Annotated in this window: 18 protein-coding genes and 3 pseudogenes; 12 read left to right on the forward strand and 9 right to left on the reverse strand. The window is 64.6% G+C overall.

Features of this window, described 5'->3' with window-relative positions; translation table 11 throughout:
- Position 1: 1 nt before the first annotated feature.
- The 10 genes from ACOTSS_RS12460 (at position 2) to ACOTSS_RS12505 (ending at position 8,165) form a co-directional block, all read left to right on the forward strand.
- Positions 2–757, forward strand: coding sequence for an SDR family NAD(P)-dependent oxidoreductase (locus ACOTSS_RS12460; RefSeq protein ID WP_448691345.1), 756 nt, complete (start codon positions 2–4; stop codon positions 755–757).
- Positions 758–772: 15 nt separating this feature from the next.
- Complete coding sequence (locus tag ACOTSS_RS12465) at positions 773–1,585, forward strand: enoyl-CoA hydratase family protein (RefSeq protein ID WP_448688458.1); 813 nt, start codon at positions 773–775, stop codon at positions 1,583–1,585.
- Between the two features lies 1 nt (position 1,586).
- The gene (locus ACOTSS_RS12470) at positions 1,587–2,759 is read left to right on the forward strand and encodes an acyl-CoA dehydrogenase family protein (RefSeq protein WP_448688459.1); all 1,173 of its coding nucleotides are present in this window, start codon (positions 1,587–1,589) and stop codon (positions 2,757–2,759) included.
- Positions 2,760–2,761: 2 nt separating this feature from the next.
- Positions 2,762–3,154, forward strand: coding sequence for a RidA family protein (locus tag ACOTSS_RS12475; RefSeq protein ID WP_448688460.1), 393 nt, complete (start codon positions 2,762–2,764; stop codon positions 3,152–3,154).
- 37 nt (positions 3,155–3,191) lie between these two features.
- The gene (locus ACOTSS_RS12480) at positions 3,192–4,376 is read left to right on the forward strand and encodes an acyl-CoA dehydrogenase (protein ID WP_448688461.1); all 1,185 of its coding nucleotides are present in this window, start codon (positions 3,192–3,194) and stop codon (positions 4,374–4,376) included.
- Positions 4,377–4,460: 84 nt separating this feature from the next.
- The gene (locus ACOTSS_RS12485; RefSeq protein ID WP_448688462.1) at positions 4,461–5,093 is read left to right on the forward strand and encodes a TetR/AcrR family transcriptional regulator; all 633 of its coding nucleotides are present in this window, start codon (positions 4,461–4,463) and stop codon (positions 5,091–5,093) included.
- Between the two features lie 164 nt (positions 5,094–5,257).
- Positions 5,258–5,977 carry a Crp/Fnr family transcriptional regulator gene (locus ACOTSS_RS12490; protein ID WP_448688463.1) on the forward strand — a complete coding sequence of 240 codons (720 nt, stop codon included), beginning with the start codon at positions 5,258–5,260 and terminating at the stop codon, positions 5,975–5,977.
- 332 nt (positions 5,978–6,309) lie between these two features.
- Entirely contained in the window at positions 6,310–7,188 is an 879-nt protein-coding gene (locus ACOTSS_RS12495) for a dienelactone hydrolase family protein (protein WP_448688464.1), read from the forward strand.
- Positions 7,189–7,207: 19 nt separating this feature from the next.
- Positions 7,208–7,534: an MliC family protein gene (locus ACOTSS_RS12500; RefSeq protein ID WP_448688465.1), complete on the forward strand. Its 327-nt coding sequence runs from the start codon at positions 7,208–7,210 to the stop codon at positions 7,532–7,534.
- A 58-nt stretch (positions 7,535–7,592) separates the two neighbouring features.
- Positions 7,593–8,165, forward strand: a complete 573-nt coding sequence (locus tag ACOTSS_RS12505) for a beta/gamma crystallin-related protein (protein ID WP_448688466.1) — start codon at positions 7,593–7,595, stop codon at positions 8,163–8,165.
- Positions 8,166–8,604: 439 nt separating this feature from the next.
- On the opposite strand, the pseudogene ACOTSS_RS12510 reads toward ACOTSS_RS12505, so the two are convergent.
- Positions 8,605–9,111 (reverse strand): annotated as a pseudogene (locus ACOTSS_RS12510) (IS256 family transposase); the annotation flags it as partial.
- Between the two features lie 10 nt (positions 9,112–9,121).
- Here ACOTSS_RS12510 and ACOTSS_RS12515 point away from each other — a divergent pair.
- Both ACOTSS_RS12515 and ACOTSS_RS12520 read left to right on the forward strand, forming a co-directional pair.
- Positions 9,122–9,427, forward strand: a pseudogene (locus ACOTSS_RS12515) (ATP-binding protein); the annotation flags it as partial.
- 224 nt (positions 9,428–9,651) lie between these two features.
- Positions 9,652–10,542, forward strand: a pseudogene (locus ACOTSS_RS12520) (ISL3 family transposase); the annotation flags it as partial.
- A gap of 14 nt (positions 10,543–10,556) precedes the next feature.
- Here ACOTSS_RS12520 and tnpC read toward each other — a convergent pair.
- From tnpC to ACOTSS_RS12560, 8 genes are all read right to left on the reverse strand, one after another.
- The gene (tnpC, locus tag ACOTSS_RS12525; protein WP_448688467.1) at positions 10,557–12,086 is read right to left on the reverse strand and encodes an IS66 family transposase; all 1,530 of its coding nucleotides are present in this window, start codon (positions 12,084–12,086) and stop codon (positions 10,557–10,559) included.
- 31 nt (positions 12,087–12,117) lie between these two features.
- Positions 12,118–12,474, reverse strand: a complete 357-nt coding sequence (tnpB, locus tag ACOTSS_RS12530; RefSeq protein WP_448688468.1) for an IS66 family insertion sequence element accessory protein TnpB — start codon at positions 12,472–12,474, stop codon at positions 12,118–12,120.
- Positions 12,471–12,926: an IS66-like element accessory protein TnpA gene (tnpA, locus tag ACOTSS_RS12535; protein ID WP_448688469.1), complete on the reverse strand. Its 456-nt coding sequence runs from the start codon at positions 12,924–12,926 to the stop codon at positions 12,471–12,473. Before tnpA ends, tnpB begins: the two co-directional genes overlap by 4 nt.
- Positions 12,927–13,739: 813 nt before the next feature.
- Positions 13,740–14,018 (reverse strand): hypothetical protein, encoded by a 279-nt coding sequence (locus tag ACOTSS_RS12540; protein ID WP_448688470.1) that lies wholly within the window; start codon positions 14,016–14,018, stop codon positions 13,740–13,742.
- Between the two features lie 77 nt (positions 14,019–14,095).
- Positions 14,096–15,559, reverse strand: coding sequence for a 2-dehydro-3-deoxy-6-phosphogalactonate aldolase (locus tag ACOTSS_RS12545; protein WP_448688471.1), 1,464 nt, complete (start codon positions 15,557–15,559; stop codon positions 14,096–14,098).
- Positions 15,556–16,512, reverse strand: a complete 957-nt coding sequence (locus ACOTSS_RS12550) for a 2-dehydro-3-deoxygalactonokinase (protein WP_448688472.1) — start codon at positions 16,510–16,512, stop codon at positions 15,556–15,558. Before ACOTSS_RS12550 ends, ACOTSS_RS12545 begins: the two co-directional genes overlap by 4 nt.
- Entirely contained in the window at positions 16,496–17,233 is a 738-nt protein-coding gene (locus tag ACOTSS_RS12555; protein ID WP_448688473.1) for an SDR family NAD(P)-dependent oxidoreductase, read from the reverse strand. The genes ACOTSS_RS12550 and ACOTSS_RS12555 overlap by 17 nt, the downstream gene beginning before the upstream one ends.
- Positions 17,217–18,956, reverse strand: a complete 1,740-nt coding sequence (locus tag ACOTSS_RS12560; protein WP_448688474.1) for a sodium:solute symporter family transporter — start codon at positions 18,954–18,956, stop codon at positions 17,217–17,219. The genes ACOTSS_RS12555 and ACOTSS_RS12560 overlap by 17 nt, the downstream gene beginning before the upstream one ends.
- Between the last annotated feature and the right edge of the window lie 228 nt (positions 18,957–19,184).

The raw sequence follows: 19,184 nt of genomic DNA on the forward strand, positions 1-19,184 counted from the left end.
GATGGCGCCCGGTCACGCGCTCGTCACCGGCGGCGCGAGCGGCATCGGGCTTGCGATCGCCGAAGCTCTCGCCGACGCGGGATGGACAGTCACCCTTCTGGGGCGCAGCCCCGAACGGCTGGCGGCGGCGAAAGCTTCGCGCGAGAGCTTCGAGACGGTGTCTTGCGACGTGGGCGACGCCGCCGGCGTCGCCGCGGCGATCGCCGACGCCGCTGAAGCGCGCGGCCCGGCAGCGCTGCTCGTCAATTGCGCGGGGGTCGTGACCACTGCGCCGTTCGAAAAGGCTGGCCTCGACCAGTGGGAGACGCTCTGGCGCACCAATGTGATGGGCGTAGTCCATGCGACGCGCGCGGTTCTGCCGGCGATGCGCGGACTTTCGGCAGGACGGGTCGTCAACATTGCCAGCACGGCCTCGCTCAAGGGCTATGCCTATACGAGCGCTTACACCGCATCGAAGCATGCGGTGCTCGGCGTCACGCGGGCGCTGGCGCTCGAACTTGCCGGGACGGCGATCACCGTGAATGCGGTCTGCCCAGGCTACACCGATACCGACATCATCCGAAATTCCGTGAAAACCATCGTCGAGAAAACGGGGCGCAGCGAGGAAGACGCGCTGAAGAACTTCACCGGCACCAATCCTCAGGGGCGGCTTGTCGCACCCGAAGAAGTAGCAGGGACCGTCATGTGGCTCATCTCCGATGCCGCACGCTCGGTCACCGGCCAGGCGATCACGGTCGCCGGCGGTGAAATCATGTGAGGAGTGCAACACGTTATGTTTGATGCAGCAGCCTATCAGGCCGAACATTTCCAGTTCAGCGTCGATGGCAAAGTCGCGACGATCACGCTCAACCGCCCCGAGCGCAAAAACCCGCTGACCTTCGAAAGCTATGCCGAACTCCGCGACCTCTTTCGCAACCTCGTCTATTCGCAGGATGTGAAGGCGGTCGTCGTGACGGGCGCGGGCGGCAATTTCTGCTCGGGCGGCGACGTCCATGAAATCATCGGGCCGCTCACAAGAATGGAGATGCCCGAGCTCCTCGCCTTCACGCGCATGACCGGCGATCTCGTGAAAGCCATGCGCGCCTGCCCGCAGCCCGTCGTCGCCGCGATCGATGGCATCTGCGCGGGCGCCGGCGCGATCATGGCCATGGCTTCGGACATCCGTATCGCGACGCCAGAGACGAAGACCGCCTTTCTGTTCACGCGCGTGGGCCTTGCCGGCGCGGACATGGGTGCCTGCGCGATCCTGCCGCGGATCATCGGCCAGGGCCGCGCCGCAGATCTCCTCTATACGGGGCGCTCGATGTCGGCCGACGAGGGCGAGCGCTGGGGCTTCCACAACCGGATCGTCGATGCAGGATTACTGCTTGCCGAGGCGCAGGCCTATGCCGCCAATCTCGCGAGCGGGCCAACCTTCGCGCACGGCATGACGAAGAACCAGCTCGAGATGGAATGGGCGATGCCCGTCGCGACGGCGATCGAGGCCGAGGCGCAGGCGCAAGCGATCTGCATGCAGACGCAAGATTTCGTGCGCGCATACAACGCCTTCGTCGCCAAGCAGAAGCCGGTCTTCGAGGGGAATTGAGATGGCGGACACGAGCTTCATCGCGTGGCCCTTCTTCGAAGAAAGCCACCGCGTCCACTTCGACACACTCTCGTCCTGGTGCGAGACGCACGCGCACGAACTTCACCAGGAGAGCGGCAACGTCGAGGCCGACTGCCAGCGGCTGGTCAAGATGCTCGGCGGCGCTGGATGGTTCCGCGCCGCGGTGCCCGCTGCTTATGGCGGACTGAACGAGAAGCTCGACGTCCGCACACTCTGTCTTACCCGCATGACGCTCGGCTATCATGCGGCGCTCGCCGACTTCGCCTTTGCGATGCAGGGGCTCGGCACCGGCGCGATCGGCCTTTTCGGAGGCGAAGCGGTCAAGCAAGCCTATCTCTCGAAGATCGCCACGGGCGACATGATCGCTGGCTTCGCGCTTTCGGAGAAGGAAGCGGGGTCGGACGTCGCCGCGATGGACACGAGCGCGACCAAGATCGACGGCGGCTGGGTTATCAACGGCGAGAAGACCTGGATTTCGAATGGCGCGATCGCCGACGTGCTGACCCTTTTCGCGCGCAGCGGCGAAGCGCCGGGCGCAAAAGGTCTCTCGGCCTTCGTCTTCCCGACCGCGACCGAGGGCTTTTCGGTCACCGAACGGATCGACGTGATCGCGCCGCACCCGCTCGCGACGATCCACTTCGAGAATTGCTTCATCCCTGACGATCATCTGATCGGCGCACCGGGTGACGGCTTCAAGATCGCGATGGCGACGCTCGACGTCTTCCGCTCGACAGTCGGTGCTGCCGCGCTTGGTTTCGCGCGACGCGCCACCGACGAAGCGGTCGACCGCTCGACGAGCCGCCACCTGTTCGGCGCCCCGCTCTCCGATCTGCAACTGACCCAGGCGGCGATCGCGGACATGGCGCTCGGCAACGACGCGAGCGCCCTGCTCATTTTCCGCGCCGCATGGGCGAAGGACCGCGGTCAGCCGCGTGTGACGCGCGAGGCTGCCATGGCCAAGCTCTACGCTACCGACACGGCGCAGCAGACGATCGACAAGGCGTTGCAGCTTTTTGGCGGCGCAGGCGTCGTCAGCGGAAACACCGTCGAACAACTTTACCGGGAAATCCGCGCATTGCGCATCTACGAGGGGGCGAGCGAAGTTCAGAAAGTCGTCATCGCGCGCTCTACAATCGCCGAAGCAAAGGGGTGACGATGAAGATTTTGCAACCCGCGGGATGGCCGCGGCCGAAGGGCTATTCAAACGCCATCGAAGCGCGCGGACGGACCATCTATGTCGCCGGTCTGATCGGATGGAACGAGGAAGAAAAGTTCGTCGCCAAGGATATTCCCGGCCAGTTCGAGCAACTGCTGAAAAACCTCGTAACCCTGCTCGCCGAAGGCGATGCGGGCCCCGAACATATCGTTCGCATGACCTGGTATGTCACCGACAAGCAAGCCTATGTTCGCGACGCGAAGAAGATCGGCGAAATCTATCGCGCCTATCTGGGGCGCAGCTACCCGACCATGGCCGTCGTGCAGGTCGTCGCGCTCATGGAAGACGAAGCCAAGATCGAAATCGAAGTGACGGCGGTCGTTCCGGACTGACCGTCCCCTATCTCCCACCCATTCCAAGGACATCGCCATGAGCCAGATGAGCCGCTTCGACTGGAGCGATCCCTTTCTTCTCGACGACCAGTTGACCGACGACGAGCGGATGATCCGCGACGCCGCGCGTGCCTATGCCCAGGAAAAGCTGCAGCCGCGCGTCATCGAAGCTTATGCGAAAGAGCATACCGATCCCGACATCTTCCGTGAAATGGGCGCGCGGGGCCTTCTCGGTGCGACCGTGCCCGAGAAGTTCGGCGGCGCAAATGCCACCTATGTCGCCTATGGGCTGATCGCCCGCGAGATCGAGCGGGTCGACAGCGGCTACCGGTCGATGATGTCGGTTCAGTCCAGTCTCGTGATTTATCCCATCCATGCCTATGGGTCTGAAGCGCAGAAGGAAAAATATCTCCCGAAGCTCACTTCGGGCGAATGGATCGGCTGTTTCGGCCTGACCGAGCCCGACGCGGGATCGGATCCCGGCGGAATGCGCACGCGCGCGGTCAAGACCGATGGCGGCTATCGTCTGAACGGCAACAAGACCTGGATATCCAACTCGCCGATCGCCGACGTGTTCGTGATCTGGGCGAAATCTGACGCACATCACAATCAGATCCGGGGTTTCATTGTCGAGAAGGGCGCCAAGGGCCTCTCGGCTCCGAAGATCGAAGGCAAGCTCAGCCTCCGCGCCTCGATCACCGGCATGATCAATCTCGACGACGTCGAAGTCGGCGAGGACGCGCTCCTCCCCGACGTTCAGGGCCTCAAGGGTCCGTTCGGCTGTCTTAACCGTGCGCGTTACGGAATTTCCTGGGGCGCGCTCGGCGCCGCCGAATTCTGTTTCCATGCCGCGCGCCAATATGGTCTCGACCGCAAGCAGTTTGGTCGCCCGCTCGCCGCAACCCAGCTTTACCAGAAGAAGCTTGCAGAGATGTTGAGCGACATTGCGCTCGGCCTTCAGGCGAGCCTCCGTGTCGGGCGACTGATGGATGAAGGCCGCTTCGCACCCGAAATGGTCTCGATCGTCAAGCGCAACAACTGCGGCAAGGCGCTCGATATCGCGCGGCAGGCGCGCGACATGCACGGCGGAAACGGCATTTCGGAGGAGTATCAAGTCATCCGTCACATGATGAACCTGGAGACCGTCAACACCTATGAGGGCGCGCATGATGTCCATGCGCTGATCCTCGGCCGCGCGATTACCGATATCGCCGCATTCTGACGTCAACCACTGCGGCAATAATCTGCAGCAACAGGTGGCGGCGCGAGCTCAGGCCCTCCCAGCCCAACTCGAAAGGAGGAAGAGTTGGCCGACGACAGGATGAAAAAAGCGGATTCCATGGCCCAACGGAAACGCAAGGCCTATGTAATCGCCGCGAAAAATGCGTTTCTGACCCACGGCTTTGGTTCGACGACGATGTCGTCCATCGCGGCGAGCGTGGGCGGTTCAAAAACCACGCTCTGGAGTTATTTCCGGTCGAAGAAGGACTTGTTTGCGGCGGTTGTCGATGAGGTCGTACAGCTTCACGCAAGAGCCCTGTCCGTCGACCTTCCTCAGACCGAGCCCGTCACGATCGTGCTCGACAGCTTCGCCCGCGCTCTGCTCGATTCGCTGTTTTCTCCCGATATCCTGGCCCTCCATCGCCTCGTAGTCGGCGAAGCCCAGCATTTTCCCCATCTTGCGCGCATGTTTTTCGCGCGTGGTCCTGAACGGGGGCTTCAACGCCTCACGGCTTATATGGATGGCGCCATGAAGCAGGGAGGTTTGCGAACAGGCGACCCGGCAACCGCCGCGTCGCAATTCATCAGCCTGTGCCAGGCCGCGAATTTTCATCATGTTCTCTTTGGAATGAGGGAAGCCCCCGATTCTTCGGAACGGATCGATGACGCCGCTTGCGCGGTCGAAACCTTTCTTCGGGCCTGGGCCGCTGAAGCGTAGCAAGATCTCACCGCCCGCGGGGACGACAAGCCCGGATGGCGCCTGCGAAACCGCCCTGCCCCGGCGGGCCGGCTGTTCGGCATCTGATGATGGCGAGCGATTGCCGATCCCGAAATCGGGGCTATGTTCATCGAATGCGACGCCGAGCCGCATGGAGTATGGGCATGATCGAGGGAATGCGCGCGACCTGTGTTCAATCTGCGCTGGCGAACGGCAGTTGGTATGGAAGCCTGCCGAAACACGTTCAGGCACAGATCATTGAGCGGTTGAAGATAGCCCGGCTCGGGAAGTCGGATATGCTGTTTCGGCAAGGAGATTCGCCAAACGGACTTCACTGCTTGCTTGACGGTTGCCTGCACATCTTTGGTCTCGCCGAAAATGGCGACGAGGCATTGATGGCCATATTGCGCTTGGGCGAATGGACCGCCTTCCTCGCGACATTGGACGGGTTGCCCTATGCGTTCGAAGCTCGCGCTGCCGAGCCGAGCGTTATCGGAACACTGCCGGTGGCAGCAGTTCGCGAAATTTTTGAACAGGATGTCGCGACATACCAATTGCTGGTCGCACCACAGCTGGCCAGCACGCGGCACCATTACCGTCTGTTTGCCGAGATGCAGCGACCCACGCCGCTACAGCGCGTCGCATATCAGCTCATCGCGCTCAGTCGGTGGCCCTATTCGGACATCGGGGAGGCAAACCTGTTATTGACACGGATCAGCCAAGCCCAGTTGGCGAAATCCGCAGGCCTGTCGCGACAAACGATCAATCAGCTGCTTCGCCAGCTTGAGGCTGCGGGAGCCGTTTCGCTCGCTTATGGTGAAATTCGCGTTTCCGACACCGTGCTGTTGCGGCAGATATCGGTCCGCTCCCCGGAAAATATCTGATTATTGCTGTGATTGTCGGTACGCCGACAATCTTCTCACGCCCTCGCCCTTATGCTCGGCTCGGATCACCGAGAGAGGTTGGGGGCAGCATGAGGCATTTTCCCGCAAGTCGAGTACATCGAGCAAGACTTGTGGGCGCGGCTGCAGTCGTCATGGCGATGTTGGGAGAAAGCCTCCCAGCGAGAGGCGCTTTGCCGCCACCAATTGACGGACGCGCGTTCGCCTCCGCGCCGCGGCACCTGGAAAATGGCGTGCACGGCACGCTAGTGACTTTTCCGAGCAGATCGCCTTCAGATTTTGCTCCCATGTTGCGGGGCGACTTGGGCGCAGACGTGACCCTGACCGCCCAGTTCTTCCATCCCGCCACCGCCGCTGGCAGGCTGCCGGCCGTCATCATGGTGCCGGGTAGCGGCGGTATCGGACCGCATCATCTTCGTCAGAGTGCGGCGTTGACCAATGCGGGGTTCGCGGTGCTGCTGATCGACCCATTTCATGGCCGCGGCATTCGGGACACCGTCGCCGATCAGGCGCGGCTGAGCTGGGCAGCCGGCGCCTTCGACGTGATTGCCGCTTTCCAATATCTGCGAAGCCGCGACGACATCGACGTCGACCGCATCGGTGCCGTCGGCAGCAGCCGCGGCGGCAGCGCCGTCCTTTTCGCTTTGTCCGAGCATCTGTCCCGATATTTCCCCAGTCATGCCGGGCTCAAGGCGGCCGTGACGGGCTACCCTTGGTGTGGTAGTCAATTTTATGCGCCGCGGTTGGCGAACAATGCTGCCCTCCTCGTCCTGTCGGGCGACCGCGACGACTGGGTTTCGGTGCAGCAATGCCAAGATGCCGTTCACGCCCTCGCGGCGGGGGGAAACAACGCCAGCATGCGAATTTTTCCCGGCGCGCGTCATGCCTTCGACCGTGACGGTGTGGCGCCGCTGCGTATCGAGGATGCCGTCACGTCCACGACCTTTCCGACCGTCTATATGGACGACGCAGGAAATTATTACGATCCTGCCACAGGCCAGCCGAACCCGACGCTGACGTCGGCCGATTTCGTGCGCCGTTCAATCGAAGACGGTTTCGTGCGCCGCGGCGTCACGATCGGAACCGAAGGCGACCAGGCCGATCGCTATGTGCGCGCAATGGTCGATTTCCTGTCGCGACATCTCGGCATTTTGCCCGAAGCAAAGGTCTCGACGAGCGATTCAACGCAATAAAGCAAAAAAGGAGACAAAGATGAAACGACTTCATATTCGTGCTGGCCTTGCGCTGGGCGGGGCGCTTTTGTTGGGTGCATGTCAGACCGTCGGCGGGCCGGGGGGCAGCAGCTATTACGAATGTGATCGCGGCACGCGCCTGAAGATTGACTATGTCAGAAACGGCGCGCTCGTGTCGGTCGATGGCAGGCGCGCCCTGCCCCTGCGGACGACCCAGAGCGTCGGCGGCCAGAATTATGAAGGAGCCGGTGGTGCACGCCTGCACATCCAGGGCGGTTCCGCAACGTGGAACACGGCCGACCGGAGCGCTCCCCAGACATGCCGGCAGGTGGCCATGCCCCGTTAGCGGCATTCACCGACATGGACGTCAAGGTGAGGAGCAGGACATGCATATATTGCGAACATTGACCGGCATCGGAGTCGTTGCGGCGTTGAGCGCCACCGCCATAGCTGCCGACAAGCTTGCGCCGATCGGTACGGGAGAAGCGACCATCTATCGTGACACGGGCCATGCCGGCCCAGCGCTATATGTGAACAAGGCGCAGCCCAATTTAAAGCTTAGCTGGCCCGTCCGATCCATTCGCGTGAGGTCGGGTACATGGGAGCTTTGCGCCCGCACCAATTATCGCAGCCCCTGCATTCGCGTCGCCGCTGACGAGCCCGACATCAGCGGCCGCCTTGGCCGGCTCAGTATGATGCAATCGATGCGCCCGCTGGGCGTACAGCCGGAAGTGCCCGCCCCGCCTGCGGGAACCTCGCTGCGCGGGATGAGCGCGGAATTCTTTCCAGCACCGGGCCGCGACGGACTCCGTATACTTTCATGTGCAGGCGGCGGTTCCGCGGCGAGCTGCGCGGCACGCACTGCCGATGAATTTTGCCGGAGTGCGGGATGGAACGGATCGAAATCCGAAAGCCAGCAAACGCTCGACGGCCGCGTTTATCTGGCCGACGTATTTTGCGTGCGATCCGGCTATTAGCCTCGTTCCTAATTGGGGAACTACAGATGCGAGCCTCATCTTTCATCCGACTGGGCCTATCCCATTTTCTGGCCCGGTCACTGTGAGAAAGGCCGACTCTTTTTTGCATCAGGGCAGGCTGTCCTGATGCAAAAGCGCGCTCTGCCGGGTTTTGGTTGCCGAGGGAGCTATGCGGCCGAATCTCGTTGTAGGTTTCGTAGACAAAGAGCTTCCACAATTTGATTGAGGCGACGGCGACGAAGCCCAAGTGTACTTATTTGGTCTTGTCGTATCGGGTGACAAGGCTGCGCCAGTTATTGAGGTTGTTGAAGAGACGCTCGATGAGGGTGCACCGTTTATATTTGGCGCTGCCGTGCGGAATCGAGTTTCGGCGGTTGCGTTTGGCAGGGATCTCGCCCGGGACTGTCAGGAATTTCGTGTGCGGCGAGGCGGTTGATCATCAGGCCGTCATGGCCCTAATGAAGCGTTCGCCGAAGAGCACGGCAAATTGCGCCTTTGCCATGTTCCATTCGCGGGGCGGCATTTTCCACTCTTTCTCCGACCGGTTCAAGATCAGATATAGGAGTTTGGTGGCAGCTTCATCGCTCGGGAAATGACCCCGCGCACGAACAGCGCGGCGAAGCTTGGAATTGAGGGCCTCTATCGCATTTGTCGTATAGACGATCCGCCTGACTTCATCGGGGAAGGCGAAAAACGGAATGACCTCGGGCCAGACCCGACGCCAGCTCTGGCCGATAGCGGGGTACCGCTGCCCCCAGAAGCTGGCTTCGAAGGCCGTCAGCGCTTCCTCGGCCGCCGCGGCATCGACGGCACGGTAGATGGCCTTCAACGCCGTTCCGAGCGCCTTACGGTCTTTCCACGCCACGAAATCCATCGAGTTGCGCAGCAGATGGACGATGCATGTTTGAACCATCGCTTCGGGGAAGACGGCGGTGATGGCGTCGGGAATGTAGCGCGTCGATCTGGTGACACGCCTCGAAGAGGAGACCCGGATCGGCAAGGGCGGGACCCTGGCGGCGCAGCTGTCGCGGCTCGACCTGATCGTGCTCGACGAGCTCGGTTATCTGCCGTTCGCCCGCTCCGGAGGGCAGTTGCTGTTCCACCTCATCAGCAAGCTTTATGAGCGCACCAGCGTCATCATCACCACCAACCTCGCCTTCGGCGAGTGGCCTACCGTCTTCGGTGATCCCAAGATGACCACGGCGCTGCTCGACCGCGTCACCCACCACTGCGATATCATCGAGACGGGCAACGACAGCTGACGCTTCAAAAACCGCAGCTGACCGCCACCTTCGGCCCCTTCAAAAATCTATCTTGCGCTGCGCGCGCCTCCGGTCGGGCTACGCCCGCCCTCCGCCGCACGCAGCGCAAGGCGACCCTCAACTAACCGGCATCATATCCGAAAAGGGGGTCCCTCTTCGGCTCTGACTCACTTTTGGTGCAGTCGGGATGATAGTGGCGAGGTTTTCCGCAGGAGGATATCGTCATGGGAGGCAGCGCGTTTCGAGACAGCATCGCGCCGACGGGATTGGTGATCGACAAGGTCGAGTATGCCGCCGGGCAGCTACAGATCACGGGGCGGTCGCGATCACGGATTTCTCTATGTCCAGGATGCGGGCGCCCATCGGCCCGTGTTCATAGTCGATATCGTCGTACGCTTGCCGATTTACCATCTCATGGTCGCCCGGTTCGGATTACGCTTACCGCTCGCCGTTTTCGCTGTGCCACATCGCGCTGCCGCACGCATATTTTCGCCGAACGCTTCCCATCGGATGTCGCGGCGACATTTGCCCGGCGTACGTCCCGCCTCGATTCCATTGTGCATCACCTCGGGCTGGCGCTGGGCGGACGTCCGGCGGCCAGTCTGGCGCGCCGCCTCCTGGTGCCCGTCAGCAAAGACACTTTGCTACGCACGGTACGCCGCCGTTTCAACAGGGCCCAAGTGAAGTCGACGATCGTCGGTATCGACGACTGGGCGTGGAAGAAGGGGCAACGATATGGAACGATCGTCTGCGACCTGGAACGTCGGCGGATTATCGACCTCCTCCCTTATTGCAGCGTTTCCACAGTGGAAGCCTGGCTCAAGGAAAGACCGGAGATCACCATTATCGCACGCAATCGCGGGGGTGGCTACCGCCATGCCGCTCTCCGCGCTTTGCCACGAGCCCGGCAGGTCGCGGATCGCTGGCACCTGATGGAGAACGCCAGCCAGGCATTCCTCGACGCTGTCCGTAAATCCATGCGCGCCATTCGCCACGCCCTTCAGGTGGCCGAACCTGATCCAGCCCTTCTCACTCGCGCCGAGCGGCTTCAATATGATGGCTTCAAACGGCGTCAGAATGCCGACGACATGATCCGCGGGCTGCTCCGGAAGGGAGGTAACCGGTGTTTTCAGGCCACGGCGGACCAAGGCATGAGATCGCCGACACTGTGGGCGGGATGACCATTGGCGAGGCTGGCGAGGGTGTCGGTCAGCCATGCGTGGGGGTTGATGGCGCTGAGCTTGCAGCATTCGATGAGCGTTGCGAGGACGGCCCAGTTATCACCACCTTCGTCGGAGCCGGCGAATAGGGCATTTTTACGATTGAGTGCCAGCGGCCTGATCGATCGTTCGACGGTATTGGAGTCGAGATCGATACGCCCGTCGTCGAGGAAACGCGTGAGGCCATCCCAGCGGGTGAGCCCATAACGGATCGCTTCGCCGAGCTTGCTCTTGGCGCTGACCTGGCGGCCGCGGGCGACAAGATAGTGGTGAAGCTCATCGACGATGGCGCGGCTGCGCTCGGCCCGCGCGGAGCGGCGCTGCTCGGCGGGTGAACCGCGCACTTCGTCCTCGATGGCGTAGACCAAGGCGATGCGACGCAGCACCTCGGTGGCGACCGGCGACGTGTCGGCGAGATCGTAGAATTTGCGGCGTACGTGCGCCCAGCAGAAAGCGAGCCGGACCTGCTGGCGCCGCCGGGCGAGCGCGGCGTAGCCGCCATAGCCGTCGACCTGCAGGATGCCCGCGAAATCGCCAAGATGCGCGTGAGGGCGCTCCGCTTTGCGATCCGGAGCGTAGACATAGGCGACGATCGGCGGGTCGCTTCCGCCCCATGGCCGGTCATCGCGGGCATAGGCCCATAGCTGTCCGGTCTTGGTCCGCCCGCGCCCCGGATCGAGCACCGGCGCCGTCGTCTCGTCGGCGAACAGCCGCTCGGACCGGCGAAGCTGTTCGAGGATATGGTCGCGCAAGGGGCGTAGATACCATGCTGCTCGGCCGACCCAATCGGCCAGGGTGGATCGATCGAGGTTGATGCCCTGCCGGGCGTAAATCTGGGCTTGCCGGTAAAGCGGTAGGTGATCGGCATACTTGGAGACCAGCACCTGGGCGATCAGCGCCTCGGTCGGAATGCCGCCTTCGACGATGCGCGGCGGTGCGGGGGCCTGGACCACGGCGCACTCGCACGCGCGGCAGCCGTAGCGCGAGCGGCGCGTGACCAGGACGCGGAAAGTGGTCGGCACGACATCGAGACGCTCGGCGACATCCTCACCGATCTGGTGGAGCGCACCGCCGCAGCAGGGGCAGGCCCGGACACCATCAACTTCCTCGATATCCACGACCTGCTCGATCCGTTCGAGATGCGACGGCAGCGAACCGCGGTTGGTCTTGCGCACCCGATCGCTGCGAGGCCTTCCGGCCTTCGCTTCGGCGACGACCTCGGCCTCGGCGAGTGCCGCCTCGATATCCTCGAGACCCAGTTGCAGCTGATCGGGATCGAGCTGTTCGGAACGGCGGCCGAACCGGTGACGCCGAAACGCCTCGAGGATCGTCCTCAGACGTTCGACTTCAGCATCGGCACTCTCGAGCTTGCGGGCCTGTTCGAGGACGAGCGCGCGGAGCGCGTCAACATCATCCGGCAGGTCCGCTTCCAGGAGCATGGGAGCAGTGAATCAGCGGAAGGACGCCCCGTCAACCGGCAATCTGCGGTGTCTGTGGCCGGCGCCCGCCATGGACGCGGCGCCAGTCCAGACCTTCCAGAAGAGCGCCGAGTTGCGCGGCGGTCAGCCGCATCACGCCGTCCTGGATGCCCGGCCACTTGAAGCCTCCGGACTCCAGCTTCTTGGCCATCAGGCAGAGGCCCGTGCCGTCCCACCAGACCAGCTTGATCCGGTCGGCGCGCTTCGCCCGGAATACGTAGATCACGCCCGACCAGGGATCGCCGCCATAGTCAGCGGCGACCAGCGCGGCCAGCGCGTCGGGCCCCTTGCGGAAATCCACGGGACGCGTTGCGACCATCACGCGCGCGCCAGCACCGGGGCCGATCATCGCGGTGCTCTGAGCGCTTCGATCACCGCGGTAATCATGCCGGCGTCGGCGCCGCGGCCGATCCTCACCGCGATGCCATCGATCTCCAGCTCGATCGCGCTTGCCTGCGGACGGTGCCGCTTCGCGGAATGCCTGACGGCGGGAAGCGGACCGCTCGCGGGCAGTGGATCGACCACGGCAGGGACGAAGGCGGGAGCCGTTGATGACATGGCCGGCAACGTCAAGCCCTGGCCTTCCAGGCGCTTGCGCAGATCGCGGCGCCAGTTGAATAGCTGCGTAGGGCTCAAGCCATGCCGACGCGCCACCGCACTGACCGTCTCTTGACCCGAAAAGCTCTCCGCAACGATCGAGGCCTTGACCTCCGGTGGCCAATCCCGCCGCTTGCCCCTGCCAGTGAAAAACTCGAAGCGCTGAACCCCGCTGGTGCCAGCATCATCATATGGCATCGTCATAGCACCAGCTTCCTCACCCGCAATCAGGGCGCGGACACTCGGCGCTGCACGGCACTCCCGCAAGGTGGGGTCGCGACGCCGCTTACGAAGGGAGCGTCGATCAAGGCGATTGTTCGCGCGACCGGCTATCCGTGGACGATCATCCCGGTCGAACGCAGGGCCCAGTATATGATGGCGCTTGAGGCCGCGAGCGGTCACCAGGACATCCTGCCTTTCACCGATTTCCTAGCGGATTTGCTCCGAAGCGAACTCAGGGGGAAAACGATCGCCCATCTTCCCGACAGCGCTTGAGGGCGCGATGCCGCGCCGAAGGACCGATTCAGGCGCACAGTATCCGATGTGAGCACAATCGGCACTTTAGTGCCCTCTCACTTGGCACCAGCTATTTCCATGGGCATTGTGAGCGAAGACAAACGAGGCGCCGGAATGTGCCACAGGCTCGAAAGGGTCCTGAACTGCCGGGCAGCCAAGTCGATCTCGTCGCGATGCGATGCTCCGTGCTCGCGATGACTCTTTGACATTGTGCAGGGATCAAGACGGTCTACGGAAGAATTGACCCGTTTCCGAATGCGGATGTGCCACAATCCTCAGCGATGAGGTTGAACTGCCGCTCTCGGAAACGGTGATCGACCGAGCCGGTGGTGGAACGTGCTACAGCCCCATTTCAGGGACTGAACTGCCACTATCGAAGCCATGGCATTGCGATCCGAAGAGCATCAACCCAGTCGCATAAAATCCTGCCGGGACGTATGATCCAAGATCAGAATCAAAAAACTCGGCCCTTTGACCGCGTTTCAGATAAATCTAGATCACCTATTCATAACTCATATTGAACATGGCGCGATACCTGCTGACCAGTTGCCGTGCTTCAACCGTTGGATACTTAAAGAAGTTCGATATGGTTCGCACGAGCGGAGCCATCACACTCCAACGAACAAGCCGCCTTCGTCGGCCCCGGATCGTTGATCGGCAGGCCCGCGAACCGGTCGGGATCGGCCCCGTTTCCAGCCAAGCGAGATAGTCGATCAGGAATTGCAGCGTCGCGCCATAAGCAGCGCGATAGCCGCCGTGGCCGAGCCCGAATTTCTGCACCCGCTGACCAAGCCCGTCGGAATGATGACAGTGGCTGGCAGGATCGCGGCGGCGGCCCGATCCGATAGGGCGGGCCGCTACCCGCGCACAATCCGGTAGAGCCCGCCCGATCCCGTCGCGTCGGCGCGTTCGGGCGTCAGCCGCATCCGCGACGTCGTCACCAGCAGGTCGCCGGCCGCGTCGATGCAGAGGCTGCTGACATGCGGCGCAGGCAGCGCATGATGTCGCAGGAGCGATCCGTCGGGACCAAGCTCGACGACCCCGGCACCGCCCCACATCGCGACGACAGGGTGCCCCGCGGCGTCGAGCGCCATCCCGTCGGGCTTTCCCGCCAGCCCCATGAAATCGCTGACGATCACGGGCTCGCCGACCCCCTCGCCGCCGCCCCCCACCGGAAAGCGGATCAGCGTGCGCGACAGCGTGTCGATCAGGTAGAGCTGCGTATGGTCGGCGGCCATCGCGATGCCGTTGCAGACGCCCAGCCCATCGCACACGCGCGCGGCGCGGTTTGCGGCGTCGATGCGGAACAGCGCACCGCGGCCGCTGAGCAGCCCGCGATGCATCGTCCCCGCCCAGACCGTCCCGTTCGCGTCGATCGTCATGTCGTTGAAGCGGCATCCGCTGCCGACGTCGACCGCCACCAGCATCCGCGCCGCGCCGGTCGCGGGGTCGAGCGCGACGATCGCCTCGTCGGCGAGCCCGATCAGCGTCTCGCCGCGCCAGCCGATCGCGTTGACCGGTACCGCGGTGTCGACTTGGCTCGCCGATCCGTCCGAAAGCCGGATGCGGTGCAAGGCCGACTGCACCGGATCGACGAACAGCAATGCCTCTCCCGTCCGGTCGAGCAGCGGCGATTCGCTGATCGTAGCGCCCGGGTTGGCAACGAGCGTGGCGGGTCGCGGCAATGGCGCGTTGGCTGCCGCGACGAGCGCGCGCGCCGCCGCCGCGACCGCTTCGACCGCCATGCCGGGGCGATAGAGTTCCGACCCCGCCCCGATCGCGTCGCAGCCGCCGCCCAGGAAGGCCGCGGCGTTCGATGCGCCGACCCCGCCGACCGCGATGAAGCGCGCGTCCTTCGGCATAACCGGTCGCAGCGCGCCGATCGTCGCCAGCCCCGCTTCGCCCGCCGGGAAATATTTGAGCCAGCGCGCGCCCGCCTCATAGGCGCGGAACGCCTCGCTGGGCGACGCCACCCCGGGCATCGGCACCATCCCGCGCGCTGCGGCGCGCGCGATCACCGCGAGGTCGCAATTGGGCGCGACGCAGATCCGCGCGCCGATGTCGGCGAGCCGGTCGACATCGCGCGAATCGGTGACCGTGCCCGCGCCGATCACCATGCGCTCGCCGAAATGGCGGCACAGCAGCGCGATCGTCTCGAACGGCGACGGCGAATTGAGCGGCACCTCGGCGACGCGGATGCCCGCATCGTGCAGCGCCTCGACGACCGCGATCGCCTCGTCCGGCGCCAGTCCGCGCAGGATCGCGACGACCGGCGCCGCCGCCAGCGCGGCGTCGACCGCAGCCGCTGAGTCCATCGTCATGCCGCGCGCACCGCTTCGCTGAAGTTCGCGGCGGCGAGCGCGCGATAGCCCGCGATGCAGCAGCGCTCGGATTCGACCACCTCGGCCTCGATCGCGAGCCGCCCGAGCGCGTGGGCGAACAGGCCGCAGAGCGCGCTGTTGCCGATCAACGTCACCGGCGCCTGCGCGAGCCCCGGATAATAGCGCAGCGCATCGCCGATCTCGCTGCCGATCAGCAGCCCGCGCAGCCACGACGCCGCGTCACCCTTGCCCAGCCCCGCACGCACCGCGCGCGCGCGCGTTTCGAAGAGCAGGCTGCCGAGCCCGACTCCGCTCGTCCGCGCGCGGTCGCACGCGGCGTCGAAAACGCGCCCCGCCGCACCGCTGCCCTCGGTCACCGACGACAGCAGCCCCTGCGCGCTCATCCGGTCGAAAATCTCGCCGCCCATGCTGGTGAAGAAATCGACGATACGCCCGTCGCGGCAATGCACCCATTTGCTGTGGGTGCCCGGCAGGACGATGAAGCGGTCGCGCCCCGCCGCCGCGCCGGTGCCGCCCAGCACCAGATAGCCAAACAGCTCGATCTCCTCGCCGCGCATCACGTCGGGGCCGCCGTGCGGCCCGGTGCAGGCGAGGCCCGGGACGATCTTCACCTCCTGCCCGCCGATCCGCGCCGCAGCGCTGCCGCCCGCGAGGTCGCGGACCGAGGATGGCGTTTCAAAATATCCCGCGTCGGCCCAGCCGATCGCCGATCCGATCATACCCGACGCCCAGCAGTCGCCCAAATCGCCCCAGCGCGCCGCGAGCTCGGCGATGCACGCCTCCATCCCGTCGCGATCCAGCGACGCGACCCCCTTCGGCATCGCGACATGGTCGAGGATCGCGCCGTCGGCATCGATCCGCCACGCGCGAAAATTGCTGCTTCCCCAATTGATCCCGACCATCGGCCGGGCGCCGTCAACGGCGTGTGACACCGGCACCTCCATCCACTTCGACAATCGTCCCGGTCATCCAGCCGGCGTCGGCCGACGACAGGAACAGCACGGCATGCGCGACATCCTCGGGCGTGCCGAGCCGGCCGAGCGGATGGCGCCCGATGTTGGCGGCGCGCGCCGCCGCAGGATCGGGCGCCAGCGCGAAATTGCGCGCGAGCAGGTCGGTATCGACCGACGCGGGCGCGACGCCGTTGACGCGAATCCGGTCCTCCGCCAGCTCGAGCGCGGCGGTGCGGATCAATCCCTCGAGCGCCGCCTTCGACGCGGCATAGGCGGCGAGCGTCGGGGTCGCGAAGCGCGCGTTGATCGACGACAGGAAGATGAAGGCGCCGCCGCCCGCCGCGCGCATCGCGGGCGCGCAGCCCTGGATCAGCCGCACCGCGCCGACGACATTGACGTCGTAGAGCCGCAGCCAGTCGGCGCTCGGCGTGTCGGCAACCCCGGCGTTGACGCTCGCCGCGGCGGCGTGGACGACGATGTCGGGCGCGCCGCCGGCATCGCGCGCCTCGGCCAGCGCGCGCGCGACGTCAGCGTCGGAACCGAGATCGGCGGCGAGATTGCAATCGCCGCTATCGGGCGCTTCGAGGTCGAGCGCGGCGACCCACGCCCCCTCCGCGCGGAAGGCCGCGACCAGCGCGCCGCCGATCCCGCCCGCTGCGCCGGTGATCAGCGCCCGCTTTCCGTCAAACCGCCTCGCCATGCCGCGCCTCCATCCCTGCCCGGCGCGCCGCGCGCCGTCCGAGCCATTCGGAAAACAGCGCCAGCACCACGAGCACCGCGCCCGTCGGGAACAGGACCCCGCGATCCTCGGCGCTCGCGGTCAGCGCCGTCAACCACAACATGAGGCCGCTCGCGCCGACGGTGAGCGCCACGATCCGCGGTGCGTCGGACGCGCTGGTTGCTGCTCCCTCGTCGATCGTCGCGGGGTGCAGCGCCGCGATGCGCGCGACGCCCGGCGCGGCGCGCCGCGACAGCAGATGATAGGCCCCGAGCACGAGCATCGGAACGCCGACCCCGACGATCACGTCGATCAGGATTCCCGCGCCCGCCGCCCATTGCTGCAACGGCTGCAGCGCCGCCACGCCGCCGAGCGGACCCGCAGGGGTGATCAGATAGCGCAGGAACAGACCGAGCGCCGCCGCCGCAATCACTGTCAGCCACGCCGAGCGCTGGTCGACGCGGTCGCTGAAAAAGCCCCAGACGCTCGGCGCGACGAGCGGCACGACGAGCAGACTCGTCGCCGCGACGATCACCTTTTCGGCGCCGCCGAGCAGCGGGATCGCGACGCCGACCAGCGTCAGGAACAGGCCGAGCACGATGGTGACCAGCCGCCCGACGCGCACCGCGCGCGCGTCGCCCTCGCCTCGGACGAACATCGGGGTCAGCGCGCCGGCGAATACGTTGAGCTGACCGCTGATCAGGCTCGCGGTCGCCGAGAACATCGCCGCGAGCACCAGCCCGAGCATCCCCGTCGGCAGCACCGCCTGCGCGGCGAGCATATAGGCCTGTTCGGGGTCGGCGGCGGGATCGATCGCACGATAGAGCATCGGCGGCAGCAGCCAGAAGAGCGGTGAGATCAGGTAGAGCCCGCCGAACAGCCACGCGCTGCGCCGCGCGTCGCGCGGGGTCGGCACGCTCAGGAAACGCTGCACGAACGCCCATTCGCCGCCGATCATGAAGAAATGGATCGCAGTCCACGCCGCGATGAACCACCAGCCGTAATCGTCGTTGGTCAGCGCGAAGAAATTCGCGGGCACCCGATACGCGAAACCTTCGAGCCCGCCGAGCCGGGCGAGGATCAGGACGACGGTGATCAGCACTGCGAGGTTGAGGATGATGAACTGCATGACATCGGTCATCAGCACCGCCCACAGCCCGCCGAGCATCGTGTAGAGGACGATCACCGCGCCGAAGGCGATCACCGCGAAGGTCACCGACAGATTGCCCGTCGCCGGATCGCGCAGCAGATGGCCGGGCTCGAGCGGCACGAGCACGCAGAGCAGGACGGCGAGCGCGTAGAGCGCGATCCCCGACCCGATCAGCCGGAACAGCATCATCGCCCACAGATAGAGCTGCACCGCCGATTCGCCGAAGCGCAGCCGGACATATTGCGACGGCGATTCGACCCCGAGCGCGCGCCAGCGGCCGGCGAGGAAGGCCCCGGCGAGCAGCGCCGCGACGCCATAGGCCATGTTGACCGCGACCGCGACGAGCCCCGACCGATAGGCGAGCCCGCCCCACACGACGAAGGTTCCGGCCGAGAACATCGTCATGAAGCCCGACAGACCCGCGACCCACCAGGGCGACTGGTGCCCGGCGGCGAACATCTGCTTCAAATTGGTGTTCCGGCGCATGTAGTAGACGCCGAGCGCCAACATGCCCGCAAGATAGGCGATCAGGACGATCGCGTCGGCTCTGCTCATCGGCTTTCCCTCTCCGGTGCGTTTGAAACGCTATTAAAGCAACGTGATGCAAAGGCAAGCCCCTCGCCGACGGTGACATCGACCACGCGAGAAACGCTTAATTATTGCTATAAATCCGAACTTCCGTTGCTCGCTCTACGGGCCTGAAATCGATACGCCGTCGATGATAAAATTGCTTTATTAGCATTTCTATGGCATGCCGCTGCGCGCAGCGGCGGCAAAGCCGTG

Source organism: Sphingopyxis sp. NJF-3, from assembly GCF_053514865.1.